The following is an 18,270-nucleotide window of genomic DNA, read 5'->3' as shown; positions in this document are numbered from 1 at the left end:
TAAGCTTATGGTTTTCAGTAACTCGCCCCCACTACCCTTATCTAAATAGAATAGTTTACCTGAGCCCATTGCTCAGGAGTTCAAATATTTCTTTAATTACACTCGAATACTTGTTCCTGTATTCTATCGAAGGTGTAAGTGTAGTAAGATCATAGCACTCTGGGAAGCTCTTTCCAGTTTCCGGCATCTTGACCTTATTCCTGTATTTCTCATACAGCTGCATGCAGAGGAAGTTGCTATCTTCTATCGATAAAGTCCTTGCCAGTTCTGCAATTTCTGCCATAAATTGCGATTCAAGCCCGGCTGCATGGTCAACCATGCTTCCATTATTCAAAACCGGACCTGAAATAATATCATCTCCGCAAACAGTGCACCCTATAGTCTGTACTGCTGTCTCATAAAAAGACATTTTTGTGCACGGGCCTGCAAAATTATTAACCACTGTTCCCGATATACAGTGAGTATTTCTCGAGATAGCAATGGAAGCTAGAGAGGAAGCCCACAAAGTATCTGCGGAAGTAGAAGTCGGCATTTTTACATTTGTTGGAACCTTGAAAAATATCCCGGAGTATAGTGTATTTGACTTCAGGGCTTCTGCAACAATCTGAATTGCAAATTGTTCCGCACTGCCATTTGTCATCCCCCCCATAACCATTGTATGAGTACAAATGTAGTTTGAACCTATCAGCTTATAATGAGAAGCCTTTAAAATCTCGTCGACTTTTGCTGTAAGGTCTGGTAAAGGATACATTTCCTGAAAATCCCCCTGTCCCATAATCTTGGAGTTGGCAATAGACAGAGCAGTCCTGACATCTTCAACAAAGGGAGGGCTAACACAGCAGAGTCCAGGTCTGCCCTCAAGTTCACAGGCCTGCTTTAAGCCACTTATTGCTTCATGAGCAGAGTACAGGCTGACAAGGGGCTTGATAAGATCATTACCAGGTAATCTATGGATAGTAGCAGGACCAATAGAATCGATTGTACCTACTTTTGAATATGACCTGTGAATAGGCACATACATTTCACTGGATACAGGTACTGCAGTTGGACCTCCCATTATAACTGGCATTCTATCGTCCAGTACATCCCTGAAGCGCAATTGTGTTGTGTCAATCCCCTGCCCAATCATGAATGAACGACGCTTGGACTGAATAGCAGTCCATATATCGTCCTTGGTTAATTCCAACACCTTCTCTTCATCACTAAAAAAAATGCCTACCCTTTCCAGAAGCTCAATGGCAGCATTATATACTCTGTCTGCCATTTTAAAATCTGAAGGTATCAGTTCTCTTCTATTAAATACGACATCATAACTTTTGACAAGCTCTAGAGTGGTCTCATAGATAAGCAGTTCATGCTCTCTCTGCGTTAATTTCTGTCGCTTATCAAACTTCTGGCTTGTTGGAAGATACATATTATTCAACATAAATTCTCAGCCTATATATAAATAAACTTCTTCAGTAAATGTAACTTGAACTGTAAAACCTGCATCTGTCATCCATGACTAAAGAGTAGCAAGTTTTCACGATAATTTCATTTGAAATCCTACTTATGTTCTCATATAAAACTCTTTCTGATTAAATAATATAAATAATTTTCGTATTTGGCGGAAATTATATATAACAATAATAAAGATATAAGTGTGCCAGGGAGAATATTATGATACTCCAGATAACTCACTTACATAAAAAGAAATGGCATAGAAGATCGCTCACAACTCTGTAAAGCTAAGTTAATTGAACCTCCAAAATCTAAGAGCGTCTTTACAAGGTATCTCCTCATTGCTCAAGAACGTGAGATGAGAAAACTGGAAGGTCTGAGAGAGGCAGACCTTATTAAAATTGGCAGTCAAATGGTAACAAATAACAAGTTAATATCCTGGCGATTGAGCACATGAGGAGATAGCATAAAGCATTATATTCATAATGTGTCAATCGGAGATACTTTTTTAAGTGGTTCATGAATTCCGATCCAACATATTGTGAAAGAGGAAAAAGGTTCGCCATTCCTTCTTCCTCTTACCTCCGTTCCTTTAGCACCAAGTCTAATCTATTATTTTTTTAGACTTGACAGACATGAGAAGAATTTACGCAGAAAACGGAAGTGATACTGTTGTAAAATTGAAGGCGCTTTTAGATTGAGATACTTTAAGTCAGGTATTAGTAAACAAAAGTTCATTTCTCATTCGCTTTTTTATCATCCGCTACCTCCTTCTATTTCCACAATCACTGGTTTACAGCCACGCGTGCACTCTAGAAACGAATCACTGCTTTCCCAATACATGACAAAAGTACCAATAACTGCAATAGATGCACCAAGAATAAGCCACCATTTAATTGGCTCACCTAAAAATACATACAATGCAATAATTGAAAAAATAACGTAAAGGGTAGATATACTCAGACCGCGACCTACACCGATAAGAGGATAGGCTTTATACAAAGCCACATAGCATATACCTAGAGACATAGCGGCAATCACCATCCACAATATAAAAGAGGAACTGGAGAAAGTAGCTACCAAGGCAGATGCCATTGTATTGACTCCAAATATAACCATGGAAGCCGGCCATATCAATGTAATCCATATGAATGATTCAGCAATATATCGAGTTACTACACCGGTGTCTGCATCTGTAATATCCAGTGCGTGTGCAGCAATAGCACCTTCCATGCCCCAGCCAATTGCAGACATTAAACCACCAAAGTAACCTATCCATATTCCTTCTGGTGCCGCTGGATTAGCAATCTCAGCAATCATTTGTATAGGATTCCATATGAATATACCACCCAGAACAATAAGGCAAATTCCAATCCAAGCTTTTCTTGAGATATTTTCACCATACCAGAATTTGGCAACGATAGCGCCTACTACGCTGCAGAGAAGAGCAGATGAAGCGGCAAAAGCAGCACCGATGTAACCTATTGCAATTGTAGATCCAAATATTGCAATTGGACCACCAAATACCGCACCAAAAGCATACCACTTGGATGCCTTAAAAAAGAGAACTGTCCTCGGAAGATCTGAAAGTTTTCCAGTATTGGTAACCCAAACAACACTTAATACGAGTGCAAAAATTATAGCCATGGCAGAAGTTATACTGATAGTTGCAACCGTCATTCCAGCAGATCCTTTAGGAAATATTACAAAATCACTATATGGAGGGACACGCCACAGAATAGTGAGGGCTACGTATCCCATGCCCCAGAGAACTGCACAAATAAAAGCCCAAATGAAACCCCATTTAACTCTTTTTTTGTTCTCAGCCTTAACAACGGCTTCTAATTCTGAATTCATCTCAACACCTCAATAAAAGAAGAATAGTCCCGGAAAAAGAAGTATGTCCGGGAATGTAGCTCAAGTCTGAGCCTATTTTTTAGATGTTTTTCACAAAAGTTCGGCCTATGTACAAAGCCAGCAAATCCAGTGATAATATCAGGACAAGATAAACATAGTCCGCATTCTGAAATGCCCAAACTCCATCAATGTGAAAAAGCATATTCAGGCCTCCAGAAGTTCTTCTACGCGAGATTTTCCGAATTCAGATATACTATACCTGTATAGTACCTTGCCTTTAGCAAACTGGCTGCCATCGTCAGCTTTTGCATCTACTATATCAAAGATACCACCGCAGGAAAGTTCAGTCATCCAGAATCGGGCCATCCACTTCCAATAGTCACTGTTTTTTCCGTATTCTGCTAGAAGATTTCCTGTCAGTTCATAATCCCAGGCTTCCTTCTGATGATAGAGGATCTGGACAAGTCTGGATTTCATAGGTAATTTTGCCATTTTATCATCTCATAATTTTAAAGTACTTATTCAGATGAACGGGTAGATTCAAGCAGAGAATCACCACTGTCCCAATACATAACAAAAATTCCGACTACCGCAATAGCTGCACCGAGAACGACCCACCAAGCAGTAGGCGATCCCATAAACACATACAGTGCAATTATCGCAAATAGAACATAAAGTGTTGAAACGCTCATTCCTCTGCCTACACCGATAAGCGGATAAGTTTTCCACATGAAAACATAAGACAAATTGGCTGTCAAAACTGCCAGCGTAGTCCAAATAAGGAAGGAGGGGCTTGAAAATGCTGCTTTAAGAGCAGTAACCACAATATCTGGTCCCAGAAGCATAAGGAAGATAGGCCAAATAACGACAATCCAGATCAAAAGTTCAGCAAAGAACCGAGCGTGAAGGCCGGTATCCGAGTCTGTAAGATCAATAACCCTTCCGGCAACAGCACCTTCAATACCCCAACCGATAAAGGATACGATAGCGCCTAGATATCCAAGCCAGAGTCCATCTGGTGCTGTAGGATTTGTAATTTCTGCAATAGTCTGGACAGGATTTAGTATAAAAATACCTCCAAAAATCATAATTCCAATTCCCATCCATGCCCTTTTTGTGATATTTTCGCCATACCATAACTTGGCAACAAAAGCACCGACTACAGCCGTCAAAATTGCAGCAGACGCGGCAAATGCAGCGCCAATATAACCTATTGCAAGTGTGGTGCCATAGACTGCAATTGGACCTCCAAAAGCTGCAGCCAGAGCATACCATTTAGAAATTTTATAAGTAAGAATTGTTCTTGGTAAATCTGCGAGTTTTCCAGTTCCACCAAGATAAAAAATACTCAATATGACAATTGCAATAGATGCCTGGACTGTAAGCATTGTGGCAGTAGCCACCATCATCCCTGTAGCACCTTCAGGAAAGGCTGATAGGTCATTAAATGGCGGAACGAGCCATTGCATGGCAAAAGCTATATAAGCAAAACCCCATAAAATGGCACAAAGTAATCCAATTATAAAGCCCCATTTCACGCGATTTTTGCTTTCATTTTTGATTATGTTTTTTAGATCAGAATCCATCTAAACACTCCATAAATACTCCATTTTAAATTGCAGCTTGAAGCCTTATTTAGAACTTCCAAAACTTTCATCCTATACTAATAATTTCAGATCTTAGATCTGATTCCTATCCATACTTGTTCTGAACAGTAATTCTGCGTACGAAGATTTTAAAAAACAGAGTATGGGAGGAAACAAAATTTCTTAGGGTGAGTAGTTCCGGGTTGGAACATTACATATTGGGGAAATTTTACAGGTATGTGCTACAAGCTCGCTGTTTAACTTGATTTTTATGGATGAAATTCTATATCGAATAAATCGGTATATATATCTTCCTCTGTATGGGAAAAATTTATATAGTATAACTAGAAAAAAACTTATATATTAGAAAAATACCCAAGATCTGTAATCTTAAAGTCATCTTCACTATTTAAAGTAAATTAATGGGGCAAATAAACTAGTATAAATAAGTTCCCATCTTTCAGAAAAGTATATATAGCTATTCAAGAAAAAAATTTAAATATTAGAAATGCAGACAGGAGAATGCAAAAAAAATAGAACTAAATCAATAAAAAAGGCGACAAAAATGAGCAAGCAAGTACTTTTGGAACAGCTTAGCCTGGCAGTCTTAAACATCGACGAAACAGCAGGTGTAACTGCAATTGAAAACGCCCTGTCTGAAGGTTTGAGCCCTGTTGAAATTATAGAAAAAGGACTTTCTGTAGGAATGTTAGAGATAGGAAGCAGGTTTGAGAATGGGGAAATATTTTTACCTCAGGTAATGATGGCAGCATCCGTTATGAACAAGCTTGTAGACAAGGTTAAAAAGGATATTCCGGCAACAGAAAAAAAAGAAGGAATTGCAAAAGTTGTCCTTGGAACTGTTGAAGGAGACGTACATGACATAGGGAAAAATATTGTAAAAATTCTCCTTCAGGCAAATGGATTCGAAGTATATGATCTCGGAAGAGATGCACTTCTAACTTCGTTTGTTGAGAAAGTAAAAGAAATCGATGCAGATATTGTAGCATCCTCAGCTTTGATGACAGGAACCATGCAGGGACAGGCAGCACTTGAAGAAATGCTGAAAGAAGCAGGTATTCGTGACAAAGTGAAGACAATGGTTGGCGGTGCACCATGTACTGAACACTGGGCAAAGAAGATAGGAGCAGATGCCTATGCAGAGAACGCCAGTGAAGCTGTCACTAAAGCCCGTGAAATGCTAAAAGCATAAAACCAAAAAAGGAGTTCAGAGAATGGGTTCTAGATATTATACGAGAATGGGAGACGGCAGACGTGTAGAGATGACACGGGAAGAGCTCAAAAAAGAGATCGAAGCCGGTGCAAGCGAAGCTGCTCAAAGAGCTAAGGTTCCAGATATTACAGATGACGAAAAAGACCATCTTCTGGAAATCTTCACTGCCCCTGAAAGAGTTGTAAGTGTATGTCCCGAAGATTTGATTGTCATGAGCACAGATGTTGCTCCAGACACCATATTAATGAACTACAGTGAATATGGTGGGGTAGGGATTCCTACAAGCACCACAACCGCAAACATGGTTGCTGAGAGAGCTGTTGGTCTGGATTGTGTTATGAACGCATTCAGAGGCGGCAACTCAAAAGGTACAAGCGTCTCTATTATACAAGTCCAACAAGAGATTGAAGCATTACTTATGAACTCAATTGCTCCCCTTATCGCTGTTACGATGCCAAATATGGGAGCTTATTATAAACCGGACGGCCCGTTCGAGAACTGTGGGGACCTTATGGCTGCCGGAAAAATCGAAGAAGGACTAAAGACATATGAGGAGATAATCCCATCTTCCATAAAAGACGTATATTTTATTGCAGAGATGGCATCCAGAGTTGGAGCAGATGCTATAAATATTGACACTGCAGCAGCAGCTGGAGATGCTGAGTTTCTTGCTGTACTCAATGCTACAGAAAAAATAACTAAAGAAACCGGAATGGCTGTAGCTATCAATATGGCAAATCACTTTGTCATGGGCATGCATGGAGGGCTTAAATATGACGGAAAAACCCTTGGAGGAATGATGCCTCATGAACAGGTAAAAGTTGCAGCAAAATCCGGAGCTACTATTTTTGGCCCTGTTGTAAATACAAACACCAAAAAGTCCGTTGCATGGACCGTAGCAAAGACCGTTGCAATAATGAAAGAATGCTCCAGAGTAGCGGATATCCCCATACATCCAAATCTCGGAATGGGTGTTTGCGGAGCACCTATGGTTGAAATTGCTCCAATTGATGCTGTATCAAGAGCTGCAAAAGCCTTGGTGGAAGTAGGCCGTGCTGATGGCATATAGTGCGGGCTCGGGGATCCTGTAGGGTTCCTGATTACCAATGAGATGTCAGTAGGAATGCATGGAATAAGAACAGCAGGTGACCTTGTGCTTAGAATGCAGATGAAAGGCATGAGGCTAAAAGAAGCAAAAGAATACGTTGCACAGAAACTTGGAACCGATGTATTTACACTCTCTGATGAATATGCGATGAAGGAAATTAGAGAAGAACTTGGAATAGGAACGATCAATGCAGTTCCTGGTCAGGCAAAGGGATTAAAGGCAAAAGCCAAGATTGCAGAATTGCTTGATATAAAAATTCCTTGTGTTGATCTGCTAAGATAAGAATAGAAAAATAAACATTACTAGTAACTCTGTTGAAATGGATCTACCACAGAGTCACAATGTTTACATTATTAATGAGTATCCAAGCCATCTTTACCCAGTTAATGGTGGCTTGGTCTAGTTCAGCTATTGCAATTCAAAATATTTTAGCTTAACCTAAAAAGTTAGAATTTTCTGCTTGAATCTATGTGTAACTGCTAGCGGAGCTTATCATTAAAATAACTGAGGCAAAACATGACAAATGGATTTAAATTTGAACTCTTTGGCAAAGAGGGAATAGAAGCCATTCATCAGGCCACACTGAAGGTACTGGCCGATCCTGGAATAAGGGTTTCACACGACTATGCTAGAAAAGTTCTCAGGGACAATGGCTGTGATGTCAATGATGAAACGGGTGTTGTAAAGATTCCTGAAGAGCTTGTTCTAAAAGCAATTAAAACTGCTCCTTCATCATACACTATTTATGGTCGTGATGAAAAGAACATTGTCAATCTGACAAGTGATGGGAAGGAAGTAAACTGGACCAATTTTGGTATTGGAACCAAGATGGCTGATTACAGGGGACCCATCGACTATCACGTGAGAGACAGCACTTTGCAGGATCTTGCAAACATAACCAAAGTTGTGGACTGGGCACCCAATATAAGTTACCTTTGTTCTCCTGTTTCTGCAATAGATTTGGCTACTGAACCTGTTTCCAGGACCATGCATGAAGTGATGACTCTTATGGAGAACACTTCAAAACATATTATGGTAGACCCTGAACCCGATAAAATGCCATATTACTTTGAATTGGTCAAGGCAGTTTATGGAGGGGATGAAGAAGAAGCTCTAAATAAACCACTGCTTACGGTAGGTTCTTGCCCAACAAGTCCTCTGGAACTGGACTATGCGATATGTGAAATGGCGCTTCAGGCTACGAAATACGGCATACCAATGATGGTTCTGAGCATGGCTATGAGTGCAGCATCATCACCAGTGCATCTTGCAGGGACACTTGTAACCCATAATGCTGAAGTACTTGCCGGTTTGGTCGTAACCCAACTTTTCAAACCTGGACATCCTACTCAATACGGTAGTTCTACCACTGCATTTGACATAAAGGGAGGGACAGCACCTGTAGGGTCTCCAGAACTTGGAATGATAAGCGCAGGAGTTGCAAAGCTGGCACAGTATTATGGTCTGCCATGTATTGTAGCAGGTTCTTAGGGAGACGCAAAGGTACCTGATGCCCAAGCAGGGCATGAGAAAACCATTACTGGACTTATCCCTGCATATGCAGGTGCCAGTGTAATATATGGCGCAGGTATGCTTGAGCTTGGTATGACCTTTTCGCTTGAACAACTTGTGATGGACAATGATTTCATTGGCATGATAATGAAATCCAGAGACGGCATCCCTGTAACAGAAGACACGCTTGCATATAAAGCTATCAAAGATACAGGGTTTGGCGGTCACTTCCTTTCACACAAAACCACATTGAAGAATATCAATCTCCCTTCGCATCCTTCTATCATGAACAGGCAGATGTTTGGAGATTGGCAGAGAGCAGGCTCAAAAGATCTCGCAAGTGCAGCACACGATAAAGTGCTGAATATTCTGCAGAGCCACCAGGTAAAGCCAATTGATGCTGATATCCTCAAGGATATGAAGGCAATTGTAGCTAAAGTTGACAAAATTGTTGCAGAAAACTAATAAAGGTAAATTGATAAAAACGAGGTAAATTCATGGTCACAAAAACAAAAATTATTGCAAAGGCAAAAGAAGCAATCCTAGATTTTGATGATGAAGCTGCAGGGGAGGTGGCTAAGGAAGCTCTTGCTGCAGGCGTCAGCCCTGCAGAACTTATAGAAGAGGGTTTCACAGCAGCAATGTTAGAGGTAGGAGAGAAGTTTGGAACTGGTGAATTATTTCTCCCTCATGTTATTGCAGCAGCAGATGCAATGCAGGCAGCTATCAATATACTGACTCCTGAACTTGAAAGGACCAGTACTCAAACAAAATCCAAGGCTACTGTTGTCATTGGTACTATTGAAGGAGACATCCATTCTATAGGAAAGGACATTGTAGCGACTATGCTCAAGATTGCTGGATATAAGGTTGTAGACCTTGGAAGAGATGTACACATCAAAACCTATGTAGAGAAAGCAAAAGAAGTCAAAGCAGATATAGTGGCTTCATCTGCACTTATGACCACTACAATGGTAAACCAGATCCAGATTGAAGAACAGCTCAAGGAATCAGGTATTCGCGCAGACCTTAAAACCATGATTGGTGGTGCACCTGTTACCCAAGCATGGGCTGATAAGATTGGTGCAGATATTTATGCTGAAAATGCGGAAGATGCAGTAGCGAAGCTCAATGCTTTATTCTAATTTCTGCTTGTAACAGGAGCTTAAGAGCCTATCCGAAAAGTCAGCAATAAATACTTAAAAGTCACAGAGATCGGGTAGCCATCCGGTTTTGTATTGCATATTATGAAAGTTAGCAGGCAACCACTTTTTGGATAGGCTCTAAATTACACAGAGATATGTTTTTCAGAGTCCAGTTTCGTAGGAATTCGTGCGTTCGAATCGCACCTCTCGCACTCTTTCTTTTTTTAAAAGACATATTATCAGCCATTACAGCATTTATGATCTATTGGGTATTAACAGAACCTTATAAAACAAAACTTAAATCTGTGATCATTTATAATGCATTGTTACAAAACTTCGCTGTTTATCAACTATATCAATAGATAGCTAATCGAGGATATAGTGTACGATTGTATATTTTTAGCGATTCTGCGACTCAGTTCCAAAATCTAGTGATTTTTACATTTTTGGATTAAAATCTTGAATTCCCAAGCAAAATTCAATTTTCGATCAAACTCAATATTCGAACTCTTCTGGCACAGGTCAATATTTCATGTTCAAAGGATTGTAGCCATATTTAAAATCCAGTGATTTTGCCAGTGAGATTATTATACAATAGGGAGAGCAGCTTATGGGTCGATTGATAAGAAATTCTGCAAAAGCTTTGATAATTAAAAACGGTAAGATGCTTGCAATAAAATTGCAGGAGAATGGTGAAGTTTGGTATATCATGCCTGGCGGAGGGCAGGAAACAGAGGAACTGCTCCCTGATGCCGCTTGTCGTGAGGTTTCCGAAGAATTGGGAATCAGTGTTACTCCGAAAGAACTGGTTTTTGCTGTTGAAGGTGTTCATGGTGAGAGGTTTCATCGGGTGGATTTAGTATTCCTGTGTGAATATGTCGCCGAGATTCCCAACATAGCCTTACACGGTGACACAAATCAAATTGGATATGATTGGTTGGATATAAAAACGCTCAATACTCAGCCTCTGTATCCTTCAAAGCTGCGTAGGCAGATTATGAACCTTTATGAGGGAAAACCGCACAAAGTATATTTGGGAAATGAAGAAGCGGGGGATCCGGAATGCTTAGAATAGATACTTATTTTAAAGAGCTGATCGACTTATTAAAGCAAAATTACAGTTCACGGTTATTATATGTCGGATTGCAGGGAAGTTATTTTAGAGGAGAGGCCGACGAAATCAGTGATATTGACGTAATGGTTATTCTTGATAGATTATCAATTAATGATATGGAGACTTATCGGGAAATAATTGACGAATGTGGAAATGGCGATAAATCGTGCGGTTTCATATGCGGAGAATCGGATATCAAAAATTGGAACCCATGTGAAATATGCCAGCTTGTTCATACCACAAAGGATTATTATGGGAGGTTGTCAGAGTTTGTCCCCACATATACGGTGGAAGATGAAAGAACTTATATAAAAATGAGTCTTAATAATTTGTACCACGAATTATGTCACCGATATATTCATGATTCAAGAGAAAAAAATATAATGAAGCTTCCAAGTGCATATAAATCCGTCTTTTTTATTTTGCAGAACATTCACTTTCAGAACACAGGAAATTTTATACTGACAAAACGAGAGCTGCTTTCTCAATTACCAGATGAAGATAAAAAAGTTCTGCTTAAAGCTATGGAATTGAAAAATCAAAAGGAGTATCATTTTGACGAGTATTTTAGTGCATTATTTGAATGGTGCCAAAATTCAATATTCAAATCTTAAAAAAAAGGCATACTCTGTGTGTTGCTAAATTTCATTTTTATAGATATAACTATGCCCCCTGCTACGTAAATCTTTTTTGCCTCATAACTCCAAATTTTTGTACTCATTTTCCTGTGGTTTAAAGTTAACTTGAGCCAGATTTATCTTTTTCTATCACTGAAAATCCCATAGTGAACTCTGTGCCATTGTTCCTTTTCAGTTCAAAGTCCCCATCCAACTGGTCTACAAGAGAAGTTACAAGCTGAAATCCAAGACTATTAAGGTCTTTGATATTAAGATTTTCAGGAATGCCTATACCGTCATCTGAAACTGTCAGAACGAAGTCGGCACACTTACAGCCATTGATTTTGCATTTTCCTTTTTCTTCTCTACGAAGTTTGATTCGGATTTCTCCTTTATCCCTGTCAGGAAATGCATATTTGAAGGAGTTTGAAACCAGTTCATTGACGATTATCCCTAATGGAATAGCAGTATCCATATATAAGAAAATGTTCTCTTCCATATCGAAATTTAAACTAACATCGTTCTTGAGGCTGTATGTTAGAAGTAGATTATTAGCTAATTCCTTTATATACTGCGAAAAGTTAAGCAGATCAATATTTTTACCTTTGTACAATTCCTCGTGTACAAGAGCAATAGAAAGAACTCTGTCAATGCTTTCTTTGAAAGCTTTCAACACTTCTGAATCTGTGATAGTCTTTTTGCCTTTAAACAAATCAGCCTGAAGATCCAGAAGAGAGGAGATTACCTGAAGATTGTTCTTGATTCTGTGATGTAATTCCTTCTTACTGGCAAGCTCAAAATTTCTCAGAGCTTCTTCAGCTTTTTTGCGTTCGGTTATATTTCTGGAAATGAACGAGACAGCTGACAGCTTTCCGTTAGTATCAAAAACCGGAGAAAGAGTTATTGAGACATATATTTCCTCTCCGTCCTTTTTTAGTCGTGAAGTCTCATATTGACGGATATTTTCTCCCTGTTTAATCAGTTCAATTAATTTCAGTGTTTCTTTATCTAAATGGGATGGAGCCAGAGTGGATACATGCTTTCCGAGAATTTCTTCCGCGGAATAACCATAAACCTGCTCTGCTCCTTTATTCCAGCTGAGAATAATGCCATCAAGGGATGAAGTTCCTACAGCGTCCAGTGATGATTCTACAATATTCGCCAAAGTCTTAATTTTCTCTTCAACGATTCTAAGGTCTGTTATATCTTGCGTTGTCCCTCTAATCCGGACAGGATTATTTTCCTTATCGAAAACAGTTTCACCTTTAGAATTGGCTATGCGCTCTTCTCCGTTGGCTAGAATTAGCCTATGATCAATACTAAAGGGTTTTCCGCTTAAAGCTCCTTTAACAGTATTATCAACATAGTCTTGATCATCTGGATGTAAGTGACTTAAAAATAAGCCATAATTTACTTCAGACTCTTGAGGCTTAAGTCCGAAAATCCGATACATTTCATCAGACCAGTTTAATTTACCAGTTACAAAGTTCCGTTCCCAATTTCCAATATGAGCCATTTCCTGAGCATCAGAAAGAAGTTCTTCTTTTTCTTTCAATGTGCTGTAAGCTTTTTCGAGCTCTACGGTACGTTCTTTAACTTTTTCCTCCAGTGTTTCATTTGCTATTTTAAGGGCATCCTCTGTATTCTTGAGTTGTGTAATGTCTGTAAAAGTACAAACTATAATGTTAATACTACCATCGGGATTTAACAGAGGCTCGGAGTTAGCAAGCGTCCACACCCAATCTTCGTGCGAATAACGACGTACACCGATAACCTGATTCTTTACCGGCTTGCGATTAATCCTGGCGTACTGTACGGGGTGAGACTCAAACCGCAGAGCATTACCATCCTTATCGACGACATCCCACATATCCCAGCTAAGGTCCTGAATCTTCATATGCTCGAGTTCCTGTTCAGAGATATTGAAAATTTGCAGAAATGCAGGATTATATATTGCAAATTTACCTTCGCCATCAATGAGAACAACACCGGATTCCAGATCCTGCACCAGTGCCTTAAACCGCAACTCGCTCGCCTTTAATTCTTGTTCAGCAAGTTTGCGCTCCTGTTCAACCTTTCTCCTCTGCAGAACTTGCGTTACCGCCGGCGCGATAGCTTCGAGATCCTCCTGTTGCTCGTAGCTATAGCCACCTTCACGGTTTGCTACAGCAATCAAACCTATCGTTTTTCCGTCCAGGACAAGAGGAACGCCAAGAAACGATTTGATTGGCGGATGTCCTTCCGGCAAGCCTCTGCTGTCCGGGTGTGACTGCGGATTATTGGTAAAGAAGCTTTTCTCATCGATTATGACACTGCCATACAAACCATGGACAGCATAATCTCTCGGAAGATTAAGATGCCCTGTCCTGTCGTACATACGACACTGTTCCCATGCCAGCACGCTTTTTGCAACATCGTGCAGTAGCCCGTCAGCGCCCATTTCAACAATGAAACCAAACTCACTGTCGGTCACTTCTAGGGCTACGGATAGACATGCTTCCCCCAGTTCTTCTTCTGTTTTTGCCTGCACCACATTGCTGAAGATCCAGTTGATTCCCTCAAGAATACGGTTGTATCTGTGAGTCCGGTGCTCTTCTTGCTTGCGCTCGGTGATATCGCGATTGCTGCCCCGGTTTCCAGCGTAGTATCCCTTACCGTCGTAGACGGGCTGGCACAGGTGATGAAGCCATCTTATTTCGCCACCTTTTGATATAATGCGAAACTCGATATCACTATGAAGACTCGGTAACATATCGTGCTTGTGCTGGAGAAATGCCTGCCGATCGTCCGAATGTATTATTTCCTGGAGCAGATCAGGGTTGTCAATGAATTCCCGGACCGCATATCCTGTGGCCCGCTCGCAAGAAGGCGATATGTACAGGAAACGACCATCAGGGCCCTGCCAAAATTCCCAGTCGAAGGTGTTATCTGCTACGATACAATGTTTCTTCTCACTCTCCCGAAGTTTTTCTTCAAGCACTTTCTGATCACTTATATCGAATCCATAAATGTTCACACATTCTTCTTCGGGTAAGGGTTGAAACGTGACCAGGTATACTTTTTTTCCCACTTTAATTTCCATTTTTTCGGGTCTATTCCGGCAAAGTACCCCTTCCACAATATCTCCGATATGGGAAGGCAGTTTTTCTCCGATTTCCACGCCCCATTTGATTAATAAAGGCTTAGCTGCCTCATTTGAATAATGAACAGTATCATCCTTTTCAACACAAAGTACAGGATTAGGGTTTTTAGCAGAAAAGTGTTTCATTCTCGTTTTCATTTTCCCATATGGCTCCATCTCTTTAGTTGCACTATGCCTTCTCGTTACTAATTGTGACCCGCTCACAGCAAAAGACATTTTTAATTCAAAATAATTATATAATTGAATTAAATTTAAGACTTTATATTAAAACGTATCGTCAACGGCAAAAAATAATTGACATAAGTAATTTCTAAAGAACTTAGAGCACGAGAATAAACATAATTACTGTAAAAAAGTTTAAAATCTTTATTAAGATTAAAACTTAATAATTTATTAAATCATTATAATAAATATTCGATTATATGTACTAAAAAAAGCAAATATAAATGTAAATATAAAGAAGCAAATTTGTGTTCATTTTATTTATGCTTCACATAAATAAAAGGAGATTAATTAATCTTTGTTTGTACTTCATTTCACTAGCTTATCAGCTAAAGTCAAAAGAGCTAAGATAGATACGAATCCAGGTGAACTTCAGAGTATAGTCTCGTAGGAATTCGTGCTTTCGAATACCACCTCTCGCACTAATTTTATCCATTTTCTTGTGATTTTAAGCCTACTTGAGCCAGATTATCTTTTTCCGCCACTGTAAATTTCATAGTAAATGCTGTGCCATTGTTCCTTTTCAGTTCGAGCTCACCATTCATTTGATCGATAAGGGAAACTACCAGTTGCATACCAAGACTACCGAGATCTTCAATATCAAGATTGTCAGGAATGCCTACGCCGTTGTCTGAAACGGTTAGAACGTAATTTGTGCTCTTACGGTTTTCGCTTTCAAATTCTGTGGATTCTTCCCTGTAAAGTTCGATTCGAATTTCTCCTTTGTCTCTCCCTATAAATGCATGTTTGAAGGAATTGGAAACAAGCTCATTAACAATCATTCCTAACGGAACAGCAATATCCATATCAAAGAAAACATTCTCTTCAAGATCGATGTTTAAGCTGATGTCGATATCTCCAAGCCTGTATGTCTGGAAAAGGTTCTCAACAAGTTCCTTAATATATGGCGAGAAGTTTAGTGTCTCAAACCCTCCACCTTTGTATAATTCTTCATGGATAAGAGCCATGGATACCACTCTATCCTGGCTTTCCCTGAAAGCCTCCAGAACTTCCGAATCCTTAATGTTCTCCCGGTTTTTGAACTGTTCAGCCTGCAGGTCCAGAAGGGAAGAAATTACCTGAAGGTTATTCTTAATTCTGTGATGGATTTCCTTTTTACGGGCAATTTCGATAATATTGAGAGCTTCTTCAGCTTTTTTGCGCTCGGTGATGTCTGTTAGCATACTCATAGCGCCTATATACTTACCTTCCTTATCAAAAAGAGGTTTAGCATTTAGAAATGTCCAGAGGGATGAGCCATCTTTACGTATTAATTTTAATTCATAACTCTCACTTATTCCCTGCACCCTCTTTTCCAGGTTCATTTTGACAACAGGTTTACATTCTTCACTGATGAAGTTCCATATTGGTCTACCAACAAATTCTCCCAAAGTATACCCGAGCATGTCTACCATTTTCTTGTTAACATAAGTGATTATGGATTCTTTGTCAGTTATGAGTATAATTTCGTTTGCGGTCTCAACAATATTTCTGTACTTTTCCTCACTGTCCCGAAGTTTTTCTTCTGCTTTCCTGCGCTCGGTAATGTCAATGTCCATCTTGAGGATCATGGGAGAACCGTCAACATCAGTAAAGGGGAAACTGTAGACATCAATCACGCTTCCTTCCGGGATGGTAACTTCCCAATGATGGGGCTGATCGGTTTCAAGTACTTTGTATGATTCACAGAACTCACAAGGCTGTGTACTCCCAAAACAATGTTCATAACAATGCCGACCTCCTGACTCGCCGAACTTTTCACGGAAACTGCGGTTGGCAAAGGCAATATAATGGTCAAGTGTTAACAGGCATATCATTACCGGCAGTGTCTCCAGCACATCAAAGAACCGCTGCCGTTCGGACTCGACAGCTTCGGCAATCTTACAACTCAATTCGGTCTCGCGCAGCATCTCCTCAGCCCGTTTAAGCTCAGTGACATCAGTTTGCACGCCATCCCATACCGTTCGGCCATCAGGCAGCCGGCGAGGACGGGAGTGCAATCGCATCCACTTCACCTGGCCATCAGGCAGCTGCATAGGCATTTCCATGTTAAAGTCAGACAGCTCGCGGGCACTGCACGCCTCGGCTTCGACGAGTCGTTCGAAATACGTCTGCGGGATTTGCCTATGTAGCGTGCCCGGGTCACGAAGCACATCTGATACTTTAATGCCGTTGAGCTTCTCGATACCTGCGCTGAAGTATAAGAAACGGACACTGCCATCGGGCTCATGGGCATACTGATATACCGCACTGTCCGGTAGGTTATCGCCCAAAAGGCGTAGTTTTTCCTCGCTCTCCCGCAATGTGTTTTCAGCCTTCTTTCGCTCAGAGATGTCCCTGATGACCATGACAACTTTTGTAAGGCCGTTCTTATCTTTGAACAATGCACTCGATATCTCACTTGGGAAGATAGTACCATCTTTCCGCCTGTGATTGAGTTCTCCCCTGAACCTGCCAGTCCTGGCTCTTTCATCCAGTACAGACTTAAGTCTTGGATCGGACGTATCCACAGTACCGTTTCTTCCAGCCCGGATAAGCTCCTCTTCTGTCATCCCAAACATTTGGCAAGCGGCTGGATTGGCTGCAAGAATAGTTCCGTCCGGAACTGTAACAAAAATGCCATCAAGACTATTATCAAATATTGCCTTATATCGGTTCTCACTCTCCAGCAACGCCTCTGCAGCCTGCTTGCGATCAGTGATATCCCGGATGATGGCGACTGTTCGAGGTTCTCCGTTGCTATCCGTAAAGAAGGTAGTGCTTACCTCTCCGAGGAATGTAGTTCCATCCTTGCGCCTGTAAGTAAGCTGAGCTCTTGCTGATCCAGAGTGAGTATGTTCATCTGATAAAGCTGATAACATCGGTTCTTGCAGATCTGAAATTACATCGCATTCTTTGCCGACAAGCTCTTCTTCCGTCCATCCGAGCATACGGCAAGCTGCTGGATTAGCTGATAGGATTTTCCCATCATCTCCTGGATCGGTCAGGATAATACCATCCACGCTGTGATCGAATATCATCCTGTAGAGCTTTTCACTCCCCTGCGATTTCTGATCTATACTACCATTTCTCATATTCTTCTCTGGCATGGATAAAGAGTCAAAATCTACCACAATATTTTCGCTTTATCTGAGCATTCAAACTTTACCAGTTTTAATCTATTCATAAAAGCAAATATTATAATTTGATATGTATATACGGGCTTTTTTATATAGAAACGATGTGATAAATATCTTATCTGCTAGATTTACTGGAATAAGTCCGTATTTCATTTTTTATGCCTGAGAATCTTC

10 protein-coding genes and 2 pseudogenes are annotated in these 18,270 nt (G+C 40.3%); 6 read left to right on the top strand and 6 right to left on the bottom strand.

Going from position 1 to position 18,270, the window contains the following annotated elements; genetic code table 11:
- Positions 1–55: 55 nt before the first annotated feature.
- The 4 genes from ACSAZL_RS05270 to ACSAZL_RS05255 all read right to left on the bottom strand — a co-directional run bounded on the left by ACSAZL_RS05270 (position 56) and on the right by ACSAZL_RS05255 (position 4,883).
- On the bottom strand, positions 56–1,426 hold the full coding sequence (locus ACSAZL_RS05270) for a monomethylamine:corrinoid methyltransferase (protein ID WP_440947673.1): 1,371 nt from the start codon (positions 1,424–1,426) through the stop codon (positions 56–58).
- Between the two features lie 770 nt (positions 1,427–2,196).
- Complete coding sequence (locus ACSAZL_RS05265) at positions 2,197–3,297, bottom strand: hypothetical protein (protein ID WP_440947672.1); 1,101 nt, start codon at positions 3,295–3,297, stop codon at positions 2,197–2,199.
- A gap of 204 nt (positions 3,298–3,501) precedes the next feature.
- Positions 3,502–3,789 (bottom strand): hypothetical protein, encoded by a 288-nt coding sequence (locus ACSAZL_RS05260; protein WP_440947671.1) that lies wholly within the window; start codon positions 3,787–3,789, stop codon positions 3,502–3,504.
- A gap of 26 nt (positions 3,790–3,815) precedes the next feature.
- Positions 3,816–4,883, bottom strand: coding sequence for a hypothetical protein (locus ACSAZL_RS05255; protein ID WP_440947670.1), 1,068 nt, complete (start codon positions 4,881–4,883; stop codon positions 3,816–3,818).
- A 508-nt stretch (positions 4,884–5,391) separates the two neighbouring features.
- On the opposite strand from ACSAZL_RS05255, the gene ACSAZL_RS05250 reads away from it, so the two are divergent.
- From ACSAZL_RS05250 to ACSAZL_RS05225, 6 genes and pseudogenes are all read left to right on the top strand, one after another.
- On the top strand, positions 5,392–6,096 hold the full coding sequence (locus ACSAZL_RS05250; RefSeq protein WP_440947669.1) for a cobalamin B12-binding domain-containing protein: 705 nt from the start codon (positions 5,392–5,394) through the stop codon (positions 6,094–6,096).
- Positions 6,097–6,118: 22 nt separating this feature from the next.
- Positions 6,119–7,507 (top strand): annotated as a pseudogene (gene mtbB, locus ACSAZL_RS05245) ([dimethylamine--corrinoid protein] Co-methyltransferase).
- A gap of 234 nt (positions 7,508–7,741) precedes the next feature.
- Positions 7,742–9,202, top strand: a pseudogene (mttB, locus tag ACSAZL_RS05240) ([trimethylamine--corrinoid protein] Co-methyltransferase).
- Positions 9,203–9,234: 32 nt separating this feature from the next.
- Positions 9,235–9,882, top strand: a complete 648-nt coding sequence (locus tag ACSAZL_RS05235) for a methyltransferase cognate corrinoid protein (RefSeq protein ID WP_440947668.1) — start codon at positions 9,235–9,237, stop codon at positions 9,880–9,882.
- A gap of 610 nt (positions 9,883–10,492) precedes the next feature.
- Positions 10,493–10,957, top strand: coding sequence for an NUDIX domain-containing protein (locus ACSAZL_RS05230; protein WP_440947667.1), 465 nt, complete (start codon positions 10,493–10,495; stop codon positions 10,955–10,957).
- Positions 10,945–11,610, top strand: a complete 666-nt coding sequence (locus ACSAZL_RS05225; RefSeq protein ID WP_440947666.1) for a nucleotidyltransferase domain-containing protein — start codon at positions 10,945–10,947, stop codon at positions 11,608–11,610. The genes ACSAZL_RS05230 and ACSAZL_RS05225 overlap by 13 nt, the downstream gene beginning before the upstream one ends.
- Positions 11,611–11,734: 124 nt before the next feature.
- Here ACSAZL_RS05225 and ACSAZL_RS05220 read toward each other — a convergent pair whose 3' ends face one another.
- A complete protein-coding gene (locus ACSAZL_RS05220) occupies positions 11,735–14,893 on the bottom strand; it encodes a PAS domain S-box protein (protein WP_440947665.1) in 3,159 nt (1,052 codons plus the stop codon).
- A gap of 512 nt (positions 14,894–15,405) precedes the next feature.
- A complete protein-coding gene (locus ACSAZL_RS05215) occupies positions 15,406–18,066 on the bottom strand; it encodes a PAS domain S-box protein (protein WP_440947664.1) in 2,661 nt (886 codons plus the stop codon).
- Positions 18,067–18,270 lie beyond the last annotated feature (204 nt).

This window comes from Methanosarcina mangrovi, assembly GCF_052057765.1.
Lineage (GTDB): Archaea > Halobacteriota > Methanosarcinia > Methanosarcinales > Methanosarcinaceae > Methanosarcina.
Note: the sequence above shows the minus strand (reverse complement) of the source record. Positions and strands in the feature narration are given on the sequence as shown.